This window comes from Actinoplanes sp. NPDC049598, assembly GCF_040675435.1.
In the GTDB taxonomy this organism is placed as follows: domain Bacteria; phylum Actinomycetota; class Actinomycetes; order Mycobacteriales; family Micromonosporaceae; genus Actinoplanes.
Genome location: NZ_JBFAOX010000001.1, coordinates 446,049 through 468,916, shown reverse-complemented (window position 1 = coordinate 468,916; position 22,868 = coordinate 446,049). Strand labels below are relative to the sequence as shown.

General features: G+C 70.8%; 23 protein-coding genes. 11 read left to right on the top strand and 12 right to left on the bottom strand.

All coding sequences use genetic code 11. The features are described 5' to 3' along the window. The first annotated feature begins 95 nt into the window (after positions 1-95). Complete coding sequence (locus tag AB0J66_RS02305) at positions 96-449, top strand: ankyrin repeat domain-containing protein (RefSeq protein WP_364656024.1); 354 nt, start codon at positions 96-98, stop codon at positions 447-449. Here the strand turns inward: AB0J66_RS02305 and AB0J66_RS02300 are convergent. The 6 genes from AB0J66_RS02300 to AB0J66_RS02275 are packed head-to-tail and all read right to left on the bottom strand — an operon-like array spanning position 430 to position 7,569. Continuing rightward, a complete protein-coding gene (locus tag AB0J66_RS02300; protein ID WP_364654953.1) occupies positions 430-1,533 on the bottom strand; it encodes an LLM class flavin-dependent oxidoreductase in 1,104 nt (367 codons plus the stop codon). The two genes, AB0J66_RS02305 and AB0J66_RS02300, sit on opposite strands and share 20 nt — an antisense overlap. Beyond that, positions 1,530-2,579: an LLM class flavin-dependent oxidoreductase gene (locus tag AB0J66_RS02295; RefSeq protein WP_364654951.1), complete on the bottom strand. Its 1,050-nt coding sequence runs from the start codon at positions 2,577-2,579 to the stop codon at positions 1,530-1,532. The genes AB0J66_RS02300 and AB0J66_RS02295 overlap by 4 nt, the downstream gene beginning before the upstream one ends. Next, on the bottom strand, positions 2,576-4,195 hold the full coding sequence (locus AB0J66_RS02290) for an ABC transporter ATP-binding protein (protein ID WP_364654950.1): 1,620 nt from the start codon (positions 4,193-4,195) through the stop codon (positions 2,576-2,578). Before AB0J66_RS02290 ends, AB0J66_RS02295 begins: the two co-directional genes overlap by 4 nt. Then, the gene (locus tag AB0J66_RS02285) at positions 4,192-5,037 is read right to left on the bottom strand and encodes an ABC transporter permease (protein ID WP_364654948.1); all 846 of its coding nucleotides are present in this window, start codon (positions 5,035-5,037) and stop codon (positions 4,192-4,194) included. Before AB0J66_RS02285 ends, AB0J66_RS02290 begins: the two co-directional genes overlap by 4 nt. 1 nt (position 5,038) lies before the next feature. After that, a complete protein-coding gene (locus AB0J66_RS02280; protein ID WP_364654947.1) occupies positions 5,039-5,947 on the bottom strand; it encodes an ABC transporter permease in 909 nt (302 codons plus the stop codon). After that, entirely contained in the window at positions 5,944-7,569 is a 1,626-nt protein-coding gene (locus AB0J66_RS02275; protein WP_364654945.1) for an ABC transporter substrate-binding protein, read from the bottom strand. The genes AB0J66_RS02280 and AB0J66_RS02275 overlap by 4 nt, the downstream gene beginning before the upstream one ends. A gap of 168 nt (positions 7,570-7,737) precedes the next feature. Here AB0J66_RS02275 and AB0J66_RS02270 point away from each other — a divergent pair, with 168 nt between their 5' ends. The 6 genes from AB0J66_RS02270 to AB0J66_RS02245 are packed head-to-tail and all read left to right on the top strand — an operon-like array spanning position 7,738 to position 13,507. Beyond that, a complete protein-coding gene (locus AB0J66_RS02270; protein WP_364654943.1) occupies positions 7,738-8,646 on the top strand; it encodes an amino acid ABC transporter permease in 909 nt (302 codons plus the stop codon). Then, entirely contained in the window at positions 8,643-9,371 is a 729-nt protein-coding gene (locus tag AB0J66_RS02265) for an amino acid ABC transporter ATP-binding protein (RefSeq protein WP_364654941.1), read from the top strand. The genes AB0J66_RS02270 and AB0J66_RS02265 overlap by 4 nt, the downstream gene beginning before the upstream one ends. A gap of 9 nt (positions 9,372-9,380) precedes the next feature. Continuing rightward, positions 9,381-10,352 (top strand): transporter substrate-binding domain-containing protein, encoded by a 972-nt coding sequence (locus tag AB0J66_RS02260; RefSeq protein WP_364654939.1) that lies wholly within the window; start codon positions 9,381-9,383, stop codon positions 10,350-10,352. A 2-nt stretch (positions 10,353-10,354) separates the two neighbouring features. Then, complete coding sequence (locus AB0J66_RS02255; RefSeq protein WP_364654937.1) at positions 10,355-11,491, top strand: LLM class flavin-dependent oxidoreductase; 1,137 nt, start codon at positions 10,355-10,357, stop codon at positions 11,489-11,491. Next, entirely contained in the window at positions 11,484-12,821 is a 1,338-nt protein-coding gene (locus AB0J66_RS02250) for an NtaA/DmoA family FMN-dependent monooxygenase (RefSeq protein ID WP_364654936.1), read from the top strand. Before AB0J66_RS02255 ends, AB0J66_RS02250 begins: the two co-directional genes overlap by 8 nt. Next, positions 12,818-13,507 (top strand): GNAT family N-acetyltransferase, encoded by a 690-nt coding sequence (locus AB0J66_RS02245; RefSeq protein WP_364654935.1) that lies wholly within the window; start codon positions 12,818-12,820, stop codon positions 13,505-13,507. Before AB0J66_RS02250 ends, AB0J66_RS02245 begins: the two co-directional genes overlap by 4 nt. Here AB0J66_RS02245 and AB0J66_RS02240 read toward each other — a convergent pair. Then, positions 13,504-14,268 (bottom strand): DnaJ C-terminal domain-containing protein, encoded by a 765-nt coding sequence (locus tag AB0J66_RS02240; RefSeq protein WP_364654933.1) that lies wholly within the window; start codon positions 14,266-14,268, stop codon positions 13,504-13,506. The two genes, AB0J66_RS02245 and AB0J66_RS02240, sit on opposite strands and share 4 nt — an antisense overlap. Before the next feature lie 134 nt (positions 14,269-14,402). Here AB0J66_RS02240 and AB0J66_RS02235 point away from each other — a divergent pair, with 134 nt between their 5' ends. Next, positions 14,403-15,428, top strand: a complete 1,026-nt coding sequence (locus tag AB0J66_RS02235; protein WP_364654932.1) for a LacI family DNA-binding transcriptional regulator — start codon at positions 14,403-14,405, stop codon at positions 15,426-15,428. 28 nt (positions 15,429-15,456) lie between these two features. Then, on the top strand, positions 15,457-15,618 hold the full coding sequence (locus AB0J66_RS02230) for a hypothetical protein (RefSeq protein ID WP_364654931.1): 162 nt from the start codon (positions 15,457-15,459) through the stop codon (positions 15,616-15,618). On the opposite strand, the gene AB0J66_RS02225 is transcribed toward AB0J66_RS02230, so the two are convergent. Both AB0J66_RS02225 and AB0J66_RS02220 read right to left on the bottom strand, forming a co-directional pair. Then, positions 15,608-16,816, bottom strand: a complete 1,209-nt coding sequence (locus AB0J66_RS02225; RefSeq protein ID WP_364654929.1) for an MFS transporter — start codon at positions 16,814-16,816, stop codon at positions 15,608-15,610. The genes AB0J66_RS02230 and AB0J66_RS02225 overlap by 11 nt on opposite strands. Then, on the bottom strand, positions 16,813-17,349 hold the full coding sequence (locus AB0J66_RS02220; protein WP_364654927.1) for a helix-turn-helix domain-containing protein: 537 nt from the start codon (positions 17,347-17,349) through the stop codon (positions 16,813-16,815). Before AB0J66_RS02220 ends, AB0J66_RS02225 begins: the two co-directional genes overlap by 4 nt. A gap of 97 nt (positions 17,350-17,446) precedes the next feature. Here AB0J66_RS02220 and AB0J66_RS02215 point away from each other — a divergent pair, with 97 nt between their 5' ends. Next, entirely contained in the window at positions 17,447-18,121 is a 675-nt protein-coding gene (locus AB0J66_RS02215; protein ID WP_364654926.1) for a type II toxin-antitoxin system prevent-host-death family antitoxin, read from the top strand. 205 nt (positions 18,122-18,326) lie between these two features. Here AB0J66_RS02215 and AB0J66_RS02210 read toward each other — a convergent pair whose 3' ends face one another. Together AB0J66_RS02210 and AB0J66_RS02205 are read right to left on the bottom strand one after the other, a co-directional pair. Beyond that, positions 18,327-20,174, bottom strand: coding sequence for a long-chain fatty acid--CoA ligase (locus AB0J66_RS02210; RefSeq protein WP_364654924.1), 1,848 nt, complete (start codon positions 20,172-20,174; stop codon positions 18,327-18,329). Between the two features lie 133 nt (positions 20,175-20,307). Further along, on the bottom strand, positions 20,308-21,408 hold the full coding sequence (locus AB0J66_RS02205) for an FAD-dependent monooxygenase (RefSeq protein ID WP_364654922.1): 1,101 nt from the start codon (positions 21,406-21,408) through the stop codon (positions 20,308-20,310). 142 nt (positions 21,409-21,550) lie between these two features. Here AB0J66_RS02205 and AB0J66_RS02200 point away from each other — a divergent pair, with 142 nt between their 5' ends. Continuing rightward, a complete protein-coding gene (locus AB0J66_RS02200) occupies positions 21,551-22,159 on the top strand; it encodes a TetR family transcriptional regulator (RefSeq protein ID WP_364654921.1) in 609 nt (202 codons plus the stop codon). Between the two features lie 13 nt (positions 22,160-22,172). Here AB0J66_RS02200 and AB0J66_RS02195 read toward each other — a convergent pair whose 3' ends face one another. Further along, positions 22,173-22,823: a TetR/AcrR family transcriptional regulator gene (locus tag AB0J66_RS02195; protein ID WP_364654919.1), complete on the bottom strand. Its 651-nt coding sequence runs from the start codon at positions 22,821-22,823 to the stop codon at positions 22,173-22,175. Positions 22,824-22,868: the final 45 nt, after the last annotated feature.

The window sequence follows — 22,868 nt, the reverse complement described above, 5'->3', positions numbered from 1 at the left end:
TTGTATCGGCGACATAAGCGATTAGCGGGACCACTGCTGGGTACCGGGGCGTCGTGGCTGAGCTGGATGACGAGACGATCGCGTACGCGCACCGGATGTTCGACCTGGCCCGGGCCGGTGGCACCGAGGAGCTGGCGGCCAACGTCGCGGCCGGGCTGCCGGTCAACCTGACCAACAGCAAGGGTGACACCCTGCTGATCCTGGCCGCGTACCACAACCACCCGGCCACGGTGAGCGCCCTGCTGGAGCACGGGGCCGACCCCGACCGGTTCAACGACCGGGGTCAGACCGCGCTGGCGGCCGCGGTGTTCCGGCAGAACGCCGAGACGGTCAAGGTGCTGCTCGCCGCCGGGGCCGACCCGGCGGCGGGGTCGCCCTCGGCGACCGCCACCGCCGAGTTCTTCCAGCTTCCGGCGATGGCGGAGCTGCTCAGCCCGGCCAGTGCTTAGCCAGCAGCTCGTACGAGCGCACGCGATCCCGGTGGTCGGACGCCATCGTGGTGATCAGCAACTCGTCGGCCCCGGTCACCCGGCGCAAGGTCTCCAGCTTGTCGACGACCGTCTCCGGTGAGCCGACGAACTGGGTGTCGACGCGATCCTTGACCAACTCGCGGTCGGCGGCGGACCACTGGTGGGCGCGGGCCTGCTCCAGCGTCGGCCACGGGACGGCGCCGCCCTGACGGACGCTGCGCACCCACAGGGCGTACGGCAGGGCCAGCTCGATCGCCGTCTCGTCGTCGTCGGCCACGAGGACGTCGGCCGAGACCATGACGTGCGGCTGCGAAAGGACCTGCGAGGGCTTGAAGGCGGCCCGGTACGCCTCGACGGCCTCCAGAACCTTGGCCGGGGCGACGTGGTAGTTGGCCGCGAACGGCAGACCGCGCGCGCCGGCCACCTGGGCGCTCTCGCCACCGCTGCTGCCGAGGATCCACAGTTGCAGGTCGGCGCCCTCGCCCGGCACCGCGCGGGCCGAATTGCCCTCGCCGTCGGTGTACGGCCCGGCCCGCAGGATCTCGATGTCCTCGACCACGGCGTCCAGGTCGAGCGGTTCCGCACCCGGCTGCTTGAGCAGCTTGAACCACAGCTGCGCCCGGCCCGATTTCAGCAGCACCTGGTAGTTGTAGTGCTTCGGGATCAGCAAGCCGTCGACGACGTGCTCGTCGACCTCGACCGATGAGGCCGGCGGGGAGGACCGGCGCTGCGCCGACCGGCCCAGCCCGAGGTCGAACCGCCCCGGGTAGAGCGCGTCGAGCGTGCCGAACTGCTCCAAAGCGGCCAGCGGGGTCAGGAAGCCGGTCTGCAGCGCGCCCGAGCCGAGCCGGATGCGGTCGGTGACCGCGGCGATCGCCCCGAGCAGCACGGCCGGCTGCGAGCTCGCCACGCCGGGCGTCAGGTGGTGCTCGGCCACCCAGTAGCGGTGGTAGCCGAACTCCTCGGCCGAGCGGGCCAGGTCGAGCGTGCGGCGCAGCGCGTCACGCGCATCGCCGCCGTCGACCAGCGGGGCGAGATCAAGAATGGACAGCGGGACGGTCATGCGGCGCTCCCTGTGAGTGGAGAAGCGAATGGGCGGCTGGGGATTGCCTTGCGCAGCACCGGCGCCACCTCGGACTGGAACAGCTCCAAGGTCTTCCGGTGCTGCTTGTCGGTCAGCCCGTCCCCGTCGGCGTGCAGGTGCATCACCTCGTGCCCGAACGAAGCGTGGTAGCGCAGCACCTTGTCGATGATCTGCTGCGGGCTGCCGACCAGGATCGAGCTGCGCTCGATCGCGTCCTCCAGGGTGGGGAAGACCGGCTCGACGCCGACCTTGCGGAACAGCGCGATCCGGGCGTCATGGATCGGGCGGTACGTCTCCACGGCCTCCTGCGACGTACGCGCCACATAGAAGCCGGCCGAGCCCGCGCCGACCAGCGCGTCCGCCGGGTCGTGCCCGTAGTGCGCCCACCGTTCGCGGTAGTAGCGGATGAGCTCCGCGTACGGCTCGATGGGGTTGGTGACGTTGGCCGAGAACAGCGGGTCGCCGAACTGCGCGGCCAGGTCGACGCTCTCGCGGCTGGTGGCGCTGCCGTGCCAGACCCGGATCGGCTTCTGCAGCGGCCGCGGCCAGGTCTCGGCCTCGGTCAGCGACGGGCGGAAGCGACCCTCCCAGGTCACCTTGGGCTCGCGCCAGAGGCGGCGGAACAGCTCGTACGACTCGCGGTTGCGGTCCCACTGGTCCTCGGTGGTGACGTGGAACAGCTTGGCCTGGGCGGCCCCGTTGCCCTTGCCGATGATCAGCTCGATCCGGCCGTCGGAGAGGTTGTCCAGCGTGGCGTAGTCCTCGTAGGCGCGGACCGGGTCGAGCAAGCTGAGCGTGGTGACCGCGGTGAACAGCCGGATCCTTTCCGTACGAGCCGCGATGTGGCTGAGCACGACCGGCGGTGAGGAGGAGATGAACGGGCGCTCGTGGCGCTCGCCCACCCCGTAGCCGTCGAAGCCGAGCTCCTCGGCCAGCACGGCGTTGTCGACCACCTCGCGCAGGCGGGCGTGGTCGCTCACGGTCGGGTCGGGTTTGGCGATCAGCGTGATGAGCAGGAACTTCATGACGGCGACACCTCCAGATTCGGTACCGCGTCGAGCAGGGCGCGGGTGTACTCGTGTTGCGGGGTGTGGAAGACGTCGTCGATCGGCCCTGATTCGACGACCGAGCCGTCGCGCATGACGAGCACGCGATCGGCGAGGTGGTGCACGACGCCGAGGTCGTGCGAGATGAACAGCAGCGCCGTGCCGTCGGTGGCCCGGATGTCGGCCAGCAGGTCGAGCACCTGCGCCTGCACGGAGACGTCGAGCGCGGAGACCGGCTCGTCGCAGATGATCAGGCTCGGCCGCGGGGCGAGGGCCCGGGCGATCGCCACCCGCTGCCGCTGCCCGCCGGAGAGCTGCCGCGGATAGCGGTCGAGCACGTCGGCCGCGAGACCGACCCGCTCCAGGAGCGGCTCCGGCTTCTCGGCGCCGTTGGCCTCACCGATGATCCGCCGGACGGTCCAGCGGGGGTCGAACGCGGAGAGCGGATCCTGCGAGATGAGTTGGAGGCGGCGGCGTCGCGGACGACGCCGCCGCTCCTTCAACCCGGTCCATGACGCGCCCTCGAACGCCACGGTCCCGGACGTCGGCGGCACCAGCCCGAACAGCAACTGGGCAACGGTGGTCTTCCCCGATCCGGACTCCCCAACCAGCCCGACGATCTCCCCGCGCCGCACAGTCAGATCGACCCCGTCCACGACGGTGTGCTTGCCATAGGTCTTGCGCAGCCCTTCCGCCCGGATGACAACGCTGTCAGCGGGAGGGGCCGCCGCGTCGTTGCTGCTCGCCCGCTCCCCCTCGGTGACAACGCTGTCCTCGGGCGGGGCGAGCACGGAAAGGGACGGCCCGGAGAGGCGGCGGCCCCGCGAGGCGGCCGAGGGCACCGCCTCGACCAACTGCCGGGTGTACGGATGGGCCGGGGCGGCCAGCAACGAGGCAGTGGCCCCCGACTCCACGACCCGGCCGTCCTTCATCACGAGTACGCGATCGGCCAGCCGTGACACCACAGCCAGGTCATGGCTGATCAACAACAAGGTCTCGCCGGCCGCCCGCCGTTCCGCGAGCAGGTCGAGGATCTGCGCCTGCACCGTCACGTCGAGGGCCGTCGTCGGCTCATCCGCGATCAACAGCGGCGGCCCCCCGGCGATGGCCGAGGCGATCAGCGCTCGCTGCCGCAATCCACCCGAGAGCTGGTGCGGATACTGCTTCGCGCGGCGCTCCGGCTCCGGGACGTGCACCGCCTCGAGCAACGACCTGACGCGCTGGTCCCGGTCGCCCGGAACCTTGTGCACCCGCAGCACCTCGCCGATCTCCGCGCCGACCGTGCGCAGCGGATCGAGAGACACCAGCGCGTCCTGCAACACGAGCCCGGCGTAACCGCCTCGCAGCCGCTGCCAGTCGGGTTCGGTGTAACCGCGTACGTCCTGGCCGTCGATCTCGAAGCGCGAGGTGGAGACCTGGGCGTGGGCCCCCGTCAGGCCGACCAGGGTCCGGGCCGTGACCGACTTCCCCGAGCCGGACTCCCCGACCAGCGCCACGCACTCGCCGGCGGCGATGTCCAGGTCGACGCCGCGCACGGCCTCGACGACCGTGCGGCCGACCGGGAAGGACACGTGCAGATCCCGTACGGCGATCATGCCTGCCTCCCCTCGAACCGGCGCTGGAGGCGCCGGCCCACCACGGTCAGCGAGATGACCAGCAGGGTGACCACCACGCCGGGCAGGATCGACGTCCACCAGGCGATGCTCAGATAGCCGCGACCCTCGGAGAGCATCGCGCCCCACTCGGGGGACGGCGGTTGTGGTCCCATGCCGAGGAAGCTCAGCCCGGCCGCGGCCAGGATCGCCTCGCCGAGCCCGATCACCGCCAGGACCGGGATGGGGCCGATGACGTTCGGCAGCACGTGCCGGAGCACCAGCCGGAAGCGCGAGTCGCCGAACGCGACCGCCTGCGTCACGTAGCCGGCCTGGCGGACCACGAAGGTCTGCGAGCGGACGACCCGGGCGTAGTGGGGCAGGGTGGCGATGCCGATGGCCACGATCAGCCCGACCGTGCCCGGCCCGGCCACCGCGACGAACAGCAGGGCGAGCAGCAGCAGCGGGAACGCCGCGAGGGCGTCGAAACCGCGGCTGAGCGCCTCGTCGGCGTACTTGTGGGAGAGCCCGGCCAGCAGGCCGAGCAGGATGCCGAGGCCGGCCGCGACCAGGGTGGCCGCGATCCCGATGGTCAGCGAGTGCCGGGCGCCGTGCACGACCCGGTCGAAGACGTCCCGGCCGAGTTGGTCGGTGCCGAACCAGTGGGCCGCGCTGGGCCCCTCGAGCACGTGCAGCGGGTCGGCGGCCAGCGGGTCGCCGGCCAGCAGACCGGGCGCCGCGGCGGCCAGCGCCGCCAGGAACAGGAAGCCGGCGGCGAAGGCGACGCCGAGGCCGCGCGGGCGCCGGAAGCGAACCGGGACGGGCCGATCGAGGGCGATGGTCACGTCAACTCCTCCGCAGCCGAGGGTCGATGATCAGGTAGGCCAGGTCGGCCAGGGTGTTGAGCACGACGTAGACGAAGGCCGAGAACACCACGACGGCGAGTACGACCGGCATGTCCTCGCTGGTCACCGCGCTCAGGGTGACCTGGCCGAGGCCGGGCCGGCCGAAGACCGTCTCGATGATCACCGCGCCGCCCAGCAGGATGCCGAACAGCCAGCCGATCAGGGTCACGGTCGGCAGCAGCGCGTGCCGCAGGGCGTGCCGCACGAGCACGGCCCGCTCCCCCAGCCCGCGGGCCCGGGCGGTGACCACGAACGGCTCCTCGAGGGCCCGGTCGATGCCGTCGCGCAGCACCTGGGTCAGCACCCCGGCCACCGGCAGGGCGAGCGTGACGGCCGGCAGGACGAGCGACGCGAAGCCCTGGCCACCCGAGACCGGGAACAGGCCCAGCCGGAACGAGAAGACGCTGAGCAGGATGATCCCGATCAGGAAGGGCGGCGTGGAGACCAGGATCAGCTCGGCGGTCGAGCTGATCCGCCGGGCCCAGGGCCGGCGGGTGGTGACCGCCAGCACCAGGGCCAGGACGATGCCGAGCACACCGGCGCTGAAGGCCAGCGTCAGCGTCGGCGCCAGCTGGCCCCCGATCACCTCCGCCACCGGCCGTTGCAGCAGGTAGGAGCGGCCCAGGTCGCCGTGCAGGGCCCGCCACAGGAAGTCGAGGTACTGCACCACGGCCGGGCGGTCGAGGTGCCACTCCTGGATGATCTGCGAGCGGATCAGGGGCGTGTCGGCTCCGTCGCCGATGATGGCGTCGACCGTGTCCCCGGGCGCGGCGAGCAGGGCCAGGTAGGCCGCCGTGGCGGCGGCCCACAGGACCACGAGGCCGGTGCCGAGGCGGCGGAGGACGATCACTTGCTCAGCCAGACGTTGTACGCGTTGTCCGGCACCCCCGCGGTCGGCTCGAACCCGAGCCCGCCCACGGTCTTGGCCGAGGCGATCTGGTCGGCCGGCGCGTAGAGCGGCTGGATCAGCGCGTCCTTGGCGATGACCTTCTGCTGCAGATCCTGATAGACCTTCGCGCGCTTCGCCGGGTCGGACAGCGAGACCCCATCGGTGAGCAGCGAATCCAGCGCGGTGTCCTTGACCCCGGTCCGGTTGATCGCGCCGTCCGAGCGCAGCAGCAGGTTCAGCGCGGCCCCGGCGTCGGTGTCGGCCCGCGAGTTGTCGAAGATCTCGTACTCGTTGTTCTCCAGCGCCTTGGTCGCGGTGCCCTGGTCGACCACGGATACCTTGAGGTCGATGCCGGCGCTCTGCTTGACCGCGGCCTGCACGGCCTGGGCCAGGATGTCGCGGCGGTCGCGGACGAACGGCGCCGACTGCACGAGCCGGGCGGTCAGCCGCTTGCCGTCCTTGGTCCGGAAGCCCTCGGCGTCCCGGGTGGACCAGCCGGCCGCGTCCAGCTCCGAGTTCGCCTTGGCGGCGTCGTTGCCGTATGTCTTCTCCAGGGTCTTGTCGTAGAGCGGGCTGGTCGGCGAGATGACGCTCCAGGCCCGGGTGGCTGTGCCCCGGTAGACGCCCTGCAACACGGTGTCGACATCGAGCGCGTCGCGGAACGCCTGCCGGACCCGGATGTCGTCGAACGGCGCGTGCGAGGTGTTGAAGTAGTACGAGTAGGCCGAGCCCGAGTTGAGCCCCTTGCTCAGGGTCAGCGACGGGTTGGCGGTGATCTGCGCCTGGTCGGTGGCGGGCACGCCCTCGATCACCTGCACCTGGCCCGAGGTGAGGGCGCCGACGCGGACCGACGACTCCTTGAGGAAGCGGTAGGTCACCTCGTCGAGGTAGGCGGGACCGGTGTGCCCGGCGTTGGCCGGCGCCCAGTTGTAGTTCGGGTTCTTGACGTAGTGCAGCTCCTGGCCGGGCGTGTACTTGTCCAGGATGAACGGCCCGGTGCCCGCCAGCTCCGGGCCGCCCGCCTTGAGGTTCTTCGCCTCCTTGAGTGACTTGGGCGAGACGATGGCGCCCTGCGGCGAGGAGAGGAAGTCCAGGATCAGCACGTCCGGCCGGGTCAGGTTGTACTTGATCGTGGCGGGGTCGACGACCTCGACGTCCTTGAGGTTCTTGAGCTGTACGCCTCGTACGGCCGGGGCGTAGCCGTCGGTGAGCAGCTGGTCCACGTTGGCCTTGACCGCCGCCGCGTCGAACTTGGTGCCGTCGCTGAAGGTGACGTCGGTGCGCAGCTTGACGGTGTACGTCTTGCCGTCCGGTGAGACCTCGTACCCGGTGGCGAGCCAGGGCACGTACCCGCCCTTGTCGTCGTGGGTGAGCAGGGCCTCGAAGTTGTTCCAGACGAGCAGGCGCGCCTTGGCCTGCGCGTACTGATGCGGGTTGAGAGTGATCGGCTCGGTCTCGACGGCCCAGGTCAGGGAGCCGCCGGAGACCGGAGCACCGGCGTCGGTGGCGGTGCCGCCGCTGGAGGAGCAGCCCGCGAGCAGCGCGAGAGACGCAGCCGCGGCGAGCCAAGGACGGTGTCGCATCGATACCTCCACAGAGACGGACTCCCTTATTCCTATGGCTTAAGTGGGGTATGAGCAAGAGATCCGGGCGTTGACAACTTCGTAAAACATATAGAGCCGATAGGACTTGAGGGCAATGCCCGTCCGCACCTAGCGTTCACCACAACAAGCCACTCCGGAGGGACGCCCGTGAGTCTTCTGTCCTCGGCTCGCGCGGCGGTTCGCCGCACGAGCAGCGATCCGCCACCCGCACCGGCAGCGTCGCCGGAAACCCCCGATCTGACCATCGTGCCGGCCCGCCACCCGTGGCGCTGGGTCGCCGCGGCGGCCGTGCTCGTGCTGGTCGCCCAGTTCCTGCACGGCCTGGCCACCAACCCCGGCTGGGACTGGGGCACCTTCTTCGGCTACTTCTTCGAAGAGTCGGTGATGCAGGCCCTGCTGATCACCCTGGAGCTCACCTTCGCCGGCGCGGTGCTCGGCTTCGCCGGCGGCATCCTGCTGGCCCCGATGCGGCTGTCCAAGAACCCGGTGCTCAAGTCGGTCAGCTGGACCTTCATCTGGGTCTTCCGGTCGGTCCCGCTGATCGTGCAGCTGCTGTTCTGGGCCAACCTCGGCTACCTCTACGACAAGCTGCAGATCGGCGTGCCGTTCGGCCCCGGCTTCCTGCACTTCGAGACCCGCAGCCTGGTCAGCGCGTTCGGCGCGGCCCTGCTCGGCCTGGCCCTGCACGAGGCGGCGTACGCGGCGGAGATCGTCCGCGCCGGCATCCTGTCGGTGGACCAGCGGCAGATGGAGGCGGCGGCCGCCCTCGGCATTCCGCGCCTGCGCCAGTTCCGCCGCATCGTGCTCCCGCAGGCCATGCGGGCGATCCTGCCCAACGCGGCCAACGAGCTGGTCAACCTGCTCAAGAGCACCTCGGTGGTCTACGTGCTGGCCATCGGCGAGCTCTTCTACCAGGTGCAGGTCATCTACGGCCGCAGCGGCCGGGTCGTCCCGCTGCTCATGGTCGCGACCGTCTGGTACGTGATCCTGACCGCGGTCCTCTCGGTCCTGCAGCACTACACCGAGCGCCACTTCGGCCGGGGGTACCGCCGATGATCGAGATCAAGAACGTCCACAAGTCCTTCGGCCCCCTCGAGGTGTTGCGCGACATCAGCCTGGACGTGCCGGCCGGCAGCGTCACCGTGGTCCTCGGGCCCTCCGGCTCCGGCAAGTCCACCCTGCTGCGCTGCATCAACCATCTGGAGAAGGTCAACCGGGGAACGGTACGCGTCGACGGCGAGCTGATCGGCTACCGGCAGGCCGGCGACAAGCTGCACGAGCTGCCCGAGCGCACGATCCTGAAGCAGCGGGCCAACATCGGCTTCGTCTTCCAGACCTTCAACCTCTTCCCGCACCTGACCGCGCTGGAGAACGTGAGCGAGGCCCGGCGCAACCCCGGCCGGGCCCTCGAACTGCTCGACCGAGTCGGTCTGGCCGACAAGGCGCAGGCGTACCCGCGGCAGTTGTCCGGCGGGCAGCAGCAGCGCGTCGCGATCGCGCGGGCCCTCGCGCTCGACCCCAAGCTGGTGCTGTTCGACGAGCCCACCTCGGCCCTCGACCCGGAGCTGGTCGGCGAGGTCCTCGACGTCATGCGGGACCTGGCCCGGGCCGGCACCACGATGGTCGTGGTGACGCACGAGATCGGCTTCGCCCGCGAGGTGGCCGACACCATCGTCTTCCTCGACGGCGGCCGCATCGTCGAGCAGGGGCCCCCGGCCGAGGTGCTCGACAGCCCCCGGCACGAACGCACGCGGGCCTTCCTTTCCAAAGTTCTCGTCTAGGAGATGTTCATGCGTCGCAGAACCCTGTTCGTCACCGTCGCGCTCGTCGCCGGGCTCGCCGGTTGCTCGGCCCCGGACGAGACCCCGAAGGCGGCGGCCGCGGTCGAGGGAGCCACCACGGTCAAGCTCAACCTCTCCCCCGACCAGCAGCGGATCATCCCGGCCAAGGTCGACGCGGCCGCCGCCCTGCTGCCGGAGAAGGTCAGGGCCGGCGGCAAGCTGATCATCGGGGTCGGCGCGGCCGGCTCCGGCTTCCCGCCGCTCGCCTTCACCGCCACCGACAACAAGACCCTGATCGGCAGCGAGCCGGACATCGCCGTGGCCATCGCGGGCGTGCTCGGCCTGCAGCCGGACCTGCAGAACACGTCCTGGGAGAACCTGTTCATCGGTCTCGACAGCGGCAAGTACGACCTCGGCGCCTCCAACATCACGGTCACCGAGGAGCGCAAGCAGAAGTACGACTTCGTCACCTACCGCAAGGACGAGCTGGCCTTCGAGGCCAAGAAGGGCTCCGGTCTGAAGGTCACCGGCCCGGCCGACGTGGCCGGCAAGAAGGTCGCGGTCGGCTCCGGCACCAACCAGGAGAAGATCCTGGTCGAGTGGAGCGAGGAGAACGTCAAGGCGGGCCGGCCCAAGGTCGACATCAAGTACTACCAGACCAACCAGGCGACCTACCTGGCCCTGGGCTCGGGCGCGATCGACCTCTACCTCGGGCCGAACCCGACCTCGGCCTACCACGTGGCCACCGCGGGCGAGACCGAGATCGTCGGCACGTACTCGGGCGCCGGCGCCTCGCTGCAGGGTTTGATCGCGCTGACCACGAAGAAGGACAATGGCCTGGTCAAGGCGTACAAGGCCGCGCTCGACGAGCTGATCAGGTCGGGCGACTACAAGAAGATCCTCGACCGCTGGAACCTGGCCAACGAGGCCGTGGACGCCGGCGAGATCAACCCGCCCGGACTCCCGACCGAAGGTAAGTGATCATGGCACAACCGCTGCATCTCGCCGTCGCGCTGGACGGCGCCGGCTGGCACCCCGCCGCCTGGCGGCTGCCCGAGGCCCGCCCCTCGGAGCTGTTCACCGCCTCCTACTGGGTCGACCTGGTCCGCGAGGCCCAGGCGGGCAAGCTCGACTTCGTCACGATCGAGGACTCCGTCGGCATCGCCGGCAACGGGGTCGAGGGCCGCCTCGACGCGGTGCTGATCGCGTCCCGGGTCGCCCCGGTCACGCAGAACATCGGCCTGGTGCCGACGGCGACCGTGACCCACACCGAGCCGTTCCACATCTCCAAGGCGATCGCGACGCTCGACTACGTGAGCACGGGCCGGGCCGGCTGGCGGGCCCAGCTCTCCGCCCGCCCGGAAGAGGCCGGGCACTTCGGACGGAGAACGATCCCGCCGCTCGATCCGGCCGCCCTGGACGCCGCCGTCGTCCAGGACCTGTTCGACGAGGCCGCCGACTACGTCGAGGTGGTCCGGCGGCTCTGGGACAGCTGGGAGGACGACGCCGAGATCCGCGACGCCGCCACCGGCCGGTTCATCGACCGGGAGAAGCTGCACTACATCGACTTCGACGGCAAGTACTTCAGCGTCAAGGGGCCGTCGATCACGCCGCGGCCACCGCAGGGCCAGCCGCTGGTCACGGCCCTGGGGCACGCCGACATCCCGTACGCCTTCGCCGTCAAGGCGGCCGATCTGGTCTACGTGACCCCGGCCGACGCCGACAACGCCCGCCGGATCGTGGCCAAGGTGTCATCCCTGCCGCACGTCTTCGGCGACCTCGTCGTCTTCCTGGAGGACAGCGAGCAGGCCGCCCGGGATGCGAAGGCGCGCCTGGACGAGCTGCACGGCGCCGTGTACACGTCCGACGCCTCGATCTTCACCGGCACCCCGGCCCAGCTGGCCGACCTGCTGCTCGACTGGCAGCAGGCGGGCCTGACCGGCTTCCGGCTGCGGCCGGGCCGGCTGCCGGCCGACCTCGAGGCCATCACCCGCGGCCTCGTCCCGGAGCTGCAATCGCGCGGCGCCTTCCGCACGGAGTACGAGTCGGCCACCCTGCGCGGCCTGCTCGGGCTCGGCCGGCCCGCGAACCGCTACCGTCAGGAGGCACCCGTTGCCTAAGCAGATCCACCTCGCCGCGCACTTCCCCGGCGTCAACAACACCACGGTGTGGAGCGACCCCGAGGCCGGCAGCCACATCGAGTTCTCCTCGTTCGTGAAGCTGGCGCAGACCGCCGAACGCGCCAAGTTCGACTTCTTCTTCCTGGCCGAGGGCCTGCGGCTGCGCGAGCAGGCCGGGAAGATCTACGACCTGGACGTGGTCGGGCGCCCCGACACCTTCACCGTGCTGGCGGCGCTGGCCGCCGTGACGACCCGGCTCGGCCTGGCCGGCACGATCAACTCCACCTTCAACGAGCCGTACGAGGTGGCCCGGCAGTTCGCCAGCCTCGACCACCTCTCCGACGGCCGGGCCGCGTGGAACGTGGTGACCTCATGGGACGCCTTCACCGGGGAGAATTTCCGGCGCGGCGGCTTCCTGGCCGAGTCGGACCGGTACAGCCGGGCCACCCAGTTCCTCGAGACGGCCAAGGAGCTGTTCGCCTCGTGGCCGGCCGACGCCATCGCGGCCGACAAGACCACCGGGACGTTCCTGCGCGACCCGAACGCCGGCGCCTTCACCCACAAGGACGACCACTTCGACATCGCGGGCCGGTTCAACGTGCCGCGCAGTCCGCAGGGCAGGCCGGTGATCCTGCAGGCCGGTGACTCGGACGCGGGGCGCGAATTCGCGGCGGCCACGGCCGACGCCATCTTCAGCCGGCACGGCACGCTGGCCGAGGGCCAGGCGTTCTACAACGATGTCAAGGGCCGCCTGCCCAAGTACGGCCGGGAACGCGACGAGTTGCTGGTGCTGCCGGCGGCCACCTTCGTGCTCGGGGACACCGAGACCGAGGCCCAGGAGAAGGCCCGGATCGTCCGGCGGCAGCAGGTCAGCGGGGCGACCGCGATCAAGTTCCTCGAGCAGCTGTGGAACCGGGACCTGAGCTCGTACGACCCGGACGGCCCGCTGCCGTCGGTGGACCCGGACGTGTCCGACAACCACATCGCGCGCGGGCGGGCCAGCGTACGGATGCACCGCGACCCGATCGCCGTGGCCAACGAGTGGCGGGCTCGCGCCGAAGCCGAGAAGCTCTCCATCCGCGAGCTGATCATCGAGGTGACCGGGCGGCAGAACTTCATCGGCACGCCCACGTCGGTGGCCTCGTCGATCAACGAACTGGTGCAGGCGGACGCGAGCGACGGCTTCATCCTGGTGCCGCACGTGACGCCGGGCGGGCTCGACGAGTTCGCCGACACGGTGGTGCCGCTGCTGCAGGAGCGGGGCGTCTTCCGTACCGACTACGAGGGTCCGACGCTGCGTGACCACCTCGGTCTGAAGGTGCCGGAATGACGACGGTCTCGCCGGACACGACGGTCCTGGACAACGCGGCCTGGGAGTCGCTCAACGGCCCGCACAGCGGCTTCGCCGAGCGGTACGGGCGGGCGGCGCGCTACCAGCCCGACGTGGCGCCCTTCCACGCGCTGGAGGACCCGTCCGACCCGGCCGCCTGGAAGGACCTGCTGGAGCTGACCGGGCCCGGCGCCGAGGTGGCGGTGGCCGGCCCGGTCCCCTCCGCACACCCCGGCTGGCGGCTGATCGACCAGGTGGACGGGGTGCAGTTCGTCGACGAGGCGCTGGCCGACGCGCCGGCCCCGGAGGCGGTTCCGCTCGGTGCGGCCGACGTGCCGGAGATCCTCGACCTGATCGAGCGGACCCGCCCGGGCCCGTTCCGGACACGCACGATCGAACTCGGCGGCTACCTCGGCGTCCGGGACAACGGGGCGCTGATCGCCATGGCCGGTCAACGGCTGCACCCGCCCGGCTGGACGGAGATCAGCGCGGTCTGCACGGACGCCGCCTACCGCGGCCGGGGGCTGGCGACCCGGCTGGTGCGGGCGGTCGCGCACGGCATCCGGGAGCGCGGGGAGACGCCGTTCCTGCACACGTCGGCCGCGAACGCGACGGCGATCCGGCTCTACGAGTCGATCGGTTTCCGGCTGCGCCGCCGGACCACCTTCGGTCTGTACGCGTCCTAGTTCTCCCGTGGGTTGAAATTCGAGCTCTTCGCCAGCTGCTTCCAGCGGCGTCGCTCCCCCGCGCTCATCTCCGTGGGGACGACGATGCGGATCTCGGCGTAGAGGTCACCCGGAACGCCGTCGGGGTTGGGCAGGCCCCGGCCCCGCAGGCGAGCCCGGCGCCCCGAGGACAACCCCGCCGGCACCTGCACCTGCGCCGGGCCGGACGGGGTGTCCACGGGCACGGTCGCGCCCAGCGCCGCTTCCCACGGCGCCAGCGGCAGATCGACGAACACGTCGCGGCCCTGCACCCGGTACTTCGGGTGCGGCGCGATGCGGATCGTCACCGACATGTCCATGCCGGGCAGCGCGATGCGGCGGCCGTCGGTCACGCCCGGCGGCACGGTCACTTCCACCACCCGTACGGCCGTGCCGAACTCGATCGTCAGGTGGCGCCGCCCACCCGCGTACGCCTCCTCGACCGTCACCTCGACCAGCTCGACGCCGGCGTCGAAGCGCGGCATGCGCTTGCCCATCGGCTGCTCGGTGGAGAAGAACCCACCCAGGCCCCGGTCCAGGTCGTACATCGCGCGTTTGCGCTCGTCGGACAGGATGTTGTACGCCTCGGTGATCTGCTTGAACCGGGTCTCGGCCCCCGTCTCCCGGTTGACATCCGGGTGGAACCGCCGCGCCAGCGCCCGGTACGCCCGCTGGATCTCGGCCGGCGTGGCCGACCGGGCCACACCGAGCACCTGGTAGTAGTCACGCGTCTTCGTGGCCACGGGCCGTCTCCCCCTCGCGCTGGCGTCCATAGAGGTTTATGGCTTGAGTGCCCCCGTGTCAACTCTGTGTCCCCACGAAGTCACTTTCCGGTCCGCCGCCCATCGGAGTGCGGCCACGTTGGCATGATGGACCGGTGGCGACATCAAATGGATCGACCCGGCCGGTCACCCTGCGGGACGTGGCCCGGCTGGCCGGGGTCTCCGTCGCGACGGCCTCCAAGGCCCTCAACGGCCAGCCGCAGGTCAAGGCGGAGACCCGCAGCCGGGTCATGGAGGCCGCGGCGCAGCTGTCGTTCTCCCCCAACACGCTGGCCCAGGCCCTGATCGGCGGCCGCACGGGCACGGTCGGCCTGCTCACGTCCGACCTCGAGGGCCGCTTCTCCATCCCGATCCTGATGGGGGCCGAGGACGCGTTCGGCTCCGACCAGGTCTCGGTCTTCCTGTGCGACGCCCGCGGCGACGCCATCCGCGAGAAGCATCATCTGCGCGCCCTGCTGTCACGCCGGGTGGACGGCTTGATAGTGGTCGGCGCCCGCCCCGACACCCGCCCGTCGCTGGGCCGCGACCTGCCGGTGCCGGTGGTCTACGCGTACGCCCCCAGCGACGACCCGCTGGACGCCTCACTGGTCACGGACAACGAGGCGGCCGGCCGCCTCGCCGTCGACCACCTGCTGTCCTGCGGCCGCACCCGGATAGCCCACATCACCGGCGACCCGTCCTACGGCGCCGCCCAGGACAGGGCCCGCGGCGCCCAGGCCCGCCTGGCCGAGGCCGGCCTGTCCCTGGCCGGCGACCAGGTCTGGTTCGGCATGTGGTCGGAGGCTTGGGGCCGCGGCGCCACCCGCATGCTGCTGCAGAAGGACCCCACGGTCGACGCCGTCTTCGCCGGCTCCGACGAGATCGCCCGCGGCGTCCTCGACGTCCTCCACCAGGAAGGCCGCGAGGTCCCCACCGACGTCGCCGTGATCGGCTTCGACAACTGGGAGATCCTGGCCGCCAACGCCCGCCCACCCCTGTCCACCATCGACATGCAGCTGGAGGAGCTGGGCCGCCGCGCCGCCCAGCGCTTGTTCGCCGCCATAGACGGCAACCCCACCTCAGGCCTGGAAACCCTCCCTGGCCGCCTGATCACCCGCGAGTCGACAGCTCCGTTGAGCTGATGCCCCCATGGGCGTCAGCTATGGGTGCATGACCCGCGGATTTCAGGTGACCAATTCCTCCTGGGACGGATACCGGCTGATCGCAGTCTGGCATCCGTACTGCGAGATCGTGCGGGACGGCGGCGAGACGGTGGCGGAGTTCGCGTTGTCGGATTCTTTGGTCACCACCTACGTCGACATCAGGCGGTGAGGGCTTCGGCGGGGGTGGTCGCCTTCATACCCGTACCGAAGGTGGCGGACAAAGCGGAAACGGTGACCGTGGCGGCGAAGCAGAGAATGGCGATGGGGGCGCCGAAGGCGGCCACGAGGGAACCGGCGATGACCGGAGCGAGAGCGGCCAGGGACATCGCGGCCATCATGACGACGCTGATGACGCGGCCCTGGAGGTGGTCGGGGGTGATCGCGGCCTGATAGCCGAAGAGCGCGGCGTTGGCGGCCGGGCCGAGGAAGACGGTCAGGGCGAGCGGAACGGCGGCGGCGATGCTCGACGTGAACAGGGCGGCGACGGACAGAAGGACCACGGCCAGCCAGCAGATGGTGCGGGCGAGAACGGGCAGGCTCACGCGGCGCTGGATGAAGGGGGCGGCCAGGGCGCCGAGCAGGCCGCCGACGGCGATGACGGTTTCGGTCAGGCCGATGACCGGTGGGGCGGTGCCGCCGCGTTGCAGGGCCACGATGATGGCGAAGACGACGCCGTTGATGGCGAAATTCAATGGTGCGGCGATGAGCATCAGCATCCGCAGGAACGGGTGGGTGAGAACGAAGCGGAGGCCGTCGGTGAAGCGTACCGGCACGTCTTCGTCCCTCGGCGCCTGCAGCGGCTTGCGAATGCTGGAGACGGCGGCGAGGGAAATGACGAACGAGACGGCGTTGGCCAGGAACGGGATCGCGTGACCGAGCGAGAAAAGGACGCCGCCGAGCGGAGGGCCGGCCAGCGAGGCGCCATAGCTACGGGCCTCGTTGCGGGCGACCGCGTCCGGCAATTGTTCGGCCGGCACGATGCTGCGCAGGGACGCGTTCTCGGCCGTACTGAAAAGGGCGCCGCACGCCGCGTCCAGCGTGGCCGCCGCGATGATCAGCAACAGGGGCGCGCGGCCGGTCAGAACGGCCACAGTCAAAACCGCAAAAACCAGCAGCCGTACGCCGTCACAGGCGACCAGAAGCCACCGCCGGTCGAAACGGTCCGCGACCACCCCGGCCGGCAACCGGAAGACGAGGCGGGCCACCGAGGCGATGGTGCCGACGAGCCCAGCGCTGACCGGGTCCCCCGTCTGCACGAGCACCAGCAGGGCGAATGCGAGAGTGGCGACACCATCGCCGAGGTCGGAAAGGGTCTGCGAGGACCAGAGCAGATTGAACTCGCGGTTGCGCCACAGCGAGCCGCTCATGACGCTCGATGCGGGTAGGTCTGCAGGACGATCAGCACCTGCTCGGCGCCGGGCTCGTTGGTGCGGGCCTGCTCGACGAGCTCCCAGATCTGCTCGCGCAAGCGGTCCAGCCGTTCCGGGGTGGTGCGGATGACCTGATCGGAGCCGTTGCCGGCGGCCTGCCACTCCGGGCTCCACCCTCGCTGGGCGACCTGGGCGTGGAAGGTCTCGATCCAGGCGGCCCAGGCGGCCCGGGAAGTACGCTCGACAGCCACCTCGTCCTCCCGGCGGCCGCCGCCGAAGATGGTGGCCTCGTGGACGGCCCGCCACCAGCGCTCCCGGCCGCGGTTCTGCTCGGGCGCGTCCTCGACGAAGCCGTGCCGGGCCAGCATCCGCAGATGGTGGCTGGTCTGCCCGGTGTCGGTGCCGAGCCGCCGGGCCAGGATGGCCGAGGTCGCCGGCCCGTCCACCCGCAACGAGCCCACGATCCGCATGCGCAGCGGATGCGCCATCACCCGCATCAGCACGGCATCGGTGATCACGATCTCACTCATGGGCCGGACGGTAGTTTCCGCGCCTCATCCGCTGCAAGCACTCTATGCATAGAAACTCTGCATCGAAATTGTCATACCCCGGGGCCATCATGCGGGTATGGCCCAGCCCGCAGCTTTCTCACCGTCCGACCACGACTTCGAGGTGTCCGTCAACGAGGCCCGCACCAGGTTCGTGCAGTTGGTGCGCGTCGCCTCGCTGACCGGCCGCCCGGTCACCATCACCGACCACGGCCGCCCGATGGCCACCCTCGTCCCTCACCAGCGCAACGGCGCCGACCGCCCACCCGGCACCGCCCCGCCTCCGAACCGTGCCGCCCCGCCGTCGCCCGGCACTGGACCGCGGACGCCCGCCACTGCGCAGTCGCGATCAGGCACCGGCGCGGCGTCGCCCGGCACCGGCGGGCGTTCGGCTGACACCGGCGGGCGTTCGCCCGACACCGCGCGGTGGCGGGCGGAAGCCGAACGGCAGGCCGAGGCGGAGGCCGAGGGCCGCCGCGCCGAGAGCTTCCGGCAGGCCGAAGCCGCGCGTCAGCAGTCCGATCCCGACCGCTCCCAGGCCGTCGCCGCCGGCTGGGCCCGCCGCCTGGAGCAGGTGCGCGCCACCCAGCAGCGCCAGCACGCCGCCGAGATGGCTTCCCTCGCCCGCGCCCTCGCCGACGCCTGGCGCGTGATCGACCACCTGAGCCCCCGCGGCGCCGACCCCGGCATCGACCGCCTCCGCACCGAACACCACGACTTCCTCCCCCACCAGCAGAAAGGAAGCCAGCCCTGATCTCACGATCCCGCGTGCCGGCTCCACCGCACCTGCGTTGGTCCCAGCACTACGCCTCGCGCGGCCCTCTTTCATCGCACCCTGCGTGGGGCCGCACCACCGCATTCCGCTGGGCGGCGTCCCCGCTCCCGGCCCGCCCGCGGGAGGCGCGATGCGGAAGCGGGTCGGTGTCAGCGCACGGGCCGCGAGGCGGGAGCTGCTGGTCCTACGAGTCGATGTAGAGCTTGTCGAGCAGGTGGGCGTTGTGCTGCTCGACGTAGCGGCGCCGGAGTTTCAGCGAGGGTGTCAGGTCGCCGTTCTCCACGGTCAGGTTTCGTTCCAGGATGGAGAAGCGTTTGATGGTCTCCCATTTGCCGAGGCCGGCGTTGAGCTGGGTGACGTAGCCGTCGATGGCGGCGACCGTCTTCGGGTGGCGGACGATCTCGGCGTGGGTGGTGCCGGGGACGCCCTGTTCAGAGGCCCAGGCTCGGGTGGCGTCGGGGTCGAGGTCGATCAGGGCGGTGATGAATTGGCGGCCGTCGCCGTGGACGACGATGCGGGCGGAGAGGGGGCACAAGGCGGCGAAGGCGGTCTCCAGGGACTGGGGGGCCACGTACTTGCCGCCGGAGGTCTTGATCAGGTCCTTCTTGCGGTCGGTGATCTTGATGTTGCCGCGGGGGGTGATCTCGCCGATGTCGCCGGTGTGGAGCCAGCCGTCCTCGAGCATGGTGGCGCTCGCGTCGGGCAGGCCGTGGTAACCCTCCATGACGCCCGGGCCCTTGATGAGGATCTCGCCGTCGGCCGCGACGGCGATCTCGGTGCCGGGCAGGGGCAGGCCCACCGTGCCGTACTCCAGGTGGTGGCTGCGGTTGACGGTGGAGCCGGCGGCCGACTCGGTCAGGCCGTACCCCTCGAGGATGGGCAGGCCGATCGCGTCGAAGAACTCGGCGATGTCCGGTGAGAGCGGGGCCGCCCCCGAGATGAAGTAGCGCATCCGGCCGCCGAAACGATCCCGGACCTTGCTCAGCACCAGGCGGTCGGCCAACCCGTACTGCCGGGTCAGCAGCGCGCCAGGGGTCTTACCGCCGCGCCGGGCGCGGGCGTAGCGCCGGCCGACACCGATCGCCCAGTCGAACAGGCGGGCCTTCACGCCGCCCTCCCGGTGCACGGTCGCCACGACACCCGAATGGACCTTCTCGAAGATCCTCGGAACGGCGGGCATGACCGACGGCCGTACGAGCGGCAGGTTCTCGATGATCTTGGTCAGATCCCCGTCGACGGCGGTCGGGTGGCCGATCGAAAGCTGCGCCGCCAGCAGCACCTTGCCGAACGAGTGGGCCATCGGCAGCCACAGGTAGCCGAGGTCGTCCGGCTCGATCAGGGCGATCGCCTTGGCCGCCGCGGCCTCATAGGTCCAGCGGCTGTGCGGCAGGCGTACGCCCTTGGGCCGCCCCGTGGTGCCCGAGGTGTAGATCAGCGTGGCCAGGTGATCGGCGGTGACCGCGGCCGTGGCCTCGGTGACGGCGGCCGGGCGGTCGGCCAGCAGGTCACGGCCACGGGTGCGGAGCGCGTCGAGGGTGATCGCGCGGTTCTCCCCGGCCGGGACCGGGCCGTCGATCATGACGATGTGCTCGACCAGGGTGCCCGGCGTCAGCACCTTGGGCAGCTGCTCGGACCCTTCGACGATCGCGATGCGGCTGTGCGAGTCGGCCAGGATGTGCTTGACGTCCTCGGCCGACGACGTCGGGTAGATCGTGGTGGTGGCCCCGCCGGCGCACATGATGCCCAGGTCGGCGTGGATCCAGTCGACCCGGGTGCCCGACATGATGGAGACGCGGTCCTCCGGTTGCAGACCGAGCGCGAGCAGCCCGGCCGCGATCTCGGAGGCGATCTCACCGACCTCGCCCCACGTCTGCGAGTGCCACTGCCCGTCGGCCGGCCATTTGTAGGCTTCCGCCTCGGGCGTACGGGCCACGCGGTCGAGAAGCAGAGCACCCACCGAGGCCGGCGTCTCCTGCTGGATCCGTTCCCAAGTGGCGATCTCGGCGGGCTGGGCGCGCTGTGCGGTGCTCACGGTGGGACCTCCAGGCGTCACTGATCGATGGGCATCACCGACAGGGTACGCACAGTGACGTGTCCTGCGTCACATCCGTTCGGCCTGATCGAGGCCCGCGATCTCCGGCGTCCTTCTCGGACACGCCGAGCGCTCACGCCGCCGCGCGCGTCGAGGACCACATTCTGGCGGCGGCGTTGCGGGCGGTCAGGCCGGGGCGGGTACGCGGCACCAGCAGCCCGGCGGCTCGGGCGGCGTGGCGCTGTTTCGGGTCGGTCAGCTTCCGGTGGTGGGCTTCGTACCGGCGGAGACCGGAAGCCAGATCGGCGGAGTCAGCCAGGGACGTCGCCAGGGCGTAGGCGCCGGCCATGGCGAGGGAGGAGCCGTCGCCGAAGAGGGACACGCAGGAGGCGGCGTCGCCGGTCAACGCAATACGGCCTCGGCTCCACGTCGGCACGGTGACCCGGCTGACGGCGTCGAAGTAGAAGTCGGTTTCGGACAGGCGGTGCAGCAACTCCGGGATACGCCAGCCCGCGCTCTCGTACGCCGCGGTGACAATGTGCCGCTGGCGGGCCGTGTCACGGTGGTCCAGGCCGGGGACCTCGGGGTGCCGGAAGATGAAGGCCGCCAAGCCGGTGCCGCGACCGGGGTGGACGGCGAGCAGGCGGCCGGGCGTGTTGTGGAGCAGCACCTCGTCGGGGCTCCACGACGGTCCGCCGAGCGTCACCGTGGCGACGTACAGGCCCAGGTGGTGCACGAAATCCCCCTCGGGGCCGAAGGCCAGGCGGCGCACGGTCGAGTGCAGGCCGTCGGCGCCGACCACGAGATCGAATCGCGCCGGCTCGGCCCGCGCGAAGGTCACCTCCACGCCGTACGCGTCCTGGTCGAGCGCGGTGATCGTGTCGTTCATCAGGAACTCGGCGTCGTCGCGGGCGGCGTCGAGCAGCGTCACGGCCAGGTCGCCACGCGGGATCTCGGTGCCGTCGCCCACCGGCAGCCGCGCGACCGACCGGCCCGCCGAGTCGATCACCCGCATGCCGGTGGCGTGGGTGGCGACCGCCTTCAGCGCCGGCATGACCCCCATCTTCGACGCCACGGCGACGGCCTCGTTGCGTACGTCCACGGGGTTGCCACTCGATCGAGGAGAGGCCGCCAGCTCGACCACGGTCGGCCGCCAGCCGTGGCGGGCCATCCAGTAGGCCAGGGTCGCGCCCGCAATGCCGGCACCCGAGATCAGCACAGTTCGCTCAGTCATGCCTCGGACGATAACCGCACTCAGTGCATTACCGCAACGAGTGCTGATTTGCAGTGAGTGCAAATAAGCACTGAACGCCGGACCGCACCGCGCGCCAAGCCGCATTGAGTGCCGACAAGCTCAAGTGCGATACGGTGCCGCGGTGAGCCTTCGCGACCACAAGCGCGCCCGGACCCGGCAGGCACTCGTCGACGCGGCTACCGATCTGTTCGAGCGACAGGGCTTCGAGGCGACGACGATCGCGCAGGTGGCGGCCGAGGCGGAGATCGGCACGCGGACGTTCTTCAGCTACTTCCCGGCCAAGGAAGACCTGCTGTTCCCGGAGACCGATCAGCGGATGCGCGCCGCCGTCCACGCGATCGGCACCCGCCAGCCCGACGAGGGGCCGGCCGACGTGCTGCTGCGTGCGCTGCGTCTGGTCGGCGAGGACAGCGACGACCTGTCCGGCCGGTTGGCCGCGCTGCGGCTACGGTTCATCCGGGAGGTGCCTTCGGTGCGGGGTCGCGCGCTGCAGGTCCAGTTCGACACTCAGCGCGAGATCGCCCGCCGGCTGGCCGAGGCCTTCCCGGAGGAGCTCGACGAGGTGGGCGCGGCAGCCATGACGGGCGCCTTCGTCGGGGCCATCACCGCCGCGCTTCAGGTGCTGCTCGAGGACGTGGACGACCCAGGCGACCCGGCCCAGGTCCAGGCCGCGGTCGAGAAGGCCGTCGACCGCGCCCTCAAGCCCTGGCTCATCGACGCCCGACGGTGACGGGCCGGGCTGGTCAGGGGCGGCCGGCGGTGACGTGGGCGACCACCAAGTCGCCGATCATGCTGCGGAGGTGGTCCCGGAGGCGGGGGTCGAACAGGTCGCGGTCGAAGATGGCCTGGAAGGTGTAGCGGTTGGCGCCGCGGAAGACGCAGAAGGCGCTGATGATCATGTGGACGTCGAGGGCGTCCAGGTCGTCGCGGAACAGGCCGGCGGCGCGGCCGCGTTCCATGATGCGCGACAGGACCTCCAGGGCGGGCGCGGCCAGGACCTCGCGGGAGGACGAGCCGGCCAGATGCTTGGCGTAGTGGATGTTCTCGATGGCCACGAGGCGTACGAAGTCGGGGTGTTGCTCGTGGTGGTCGAAGGTCATCTCGGCCAGCCGGCGCAGCGCGGCCACCGGTTCGAGATGTTCGACGTCGAGCTCCTGCTCCAGGGCGCGGATCCGCCGGTACGCCCCCTCGAGCACCTCGAGGTAGAGGCCTTCCTTGCCACCGAAGTAGTAGTAGATCATCCGCTTGGTGGTGCGCGTCTTCGCCGCGATCTCGTCGACCCGGGCCCCCGCGTACCCCTGGTCGGCGAACTCGTGGGTGGCCACCTCGATGATCTCGGCGCGGGTGCGCCCGGCGTCCCGGACGCGTTCGGTCGGCGCCGGCTCCGCTGTCATGGTGTCGACTCTAGTGGTTCTTTTCCATAGGGTGGACGGACCGGT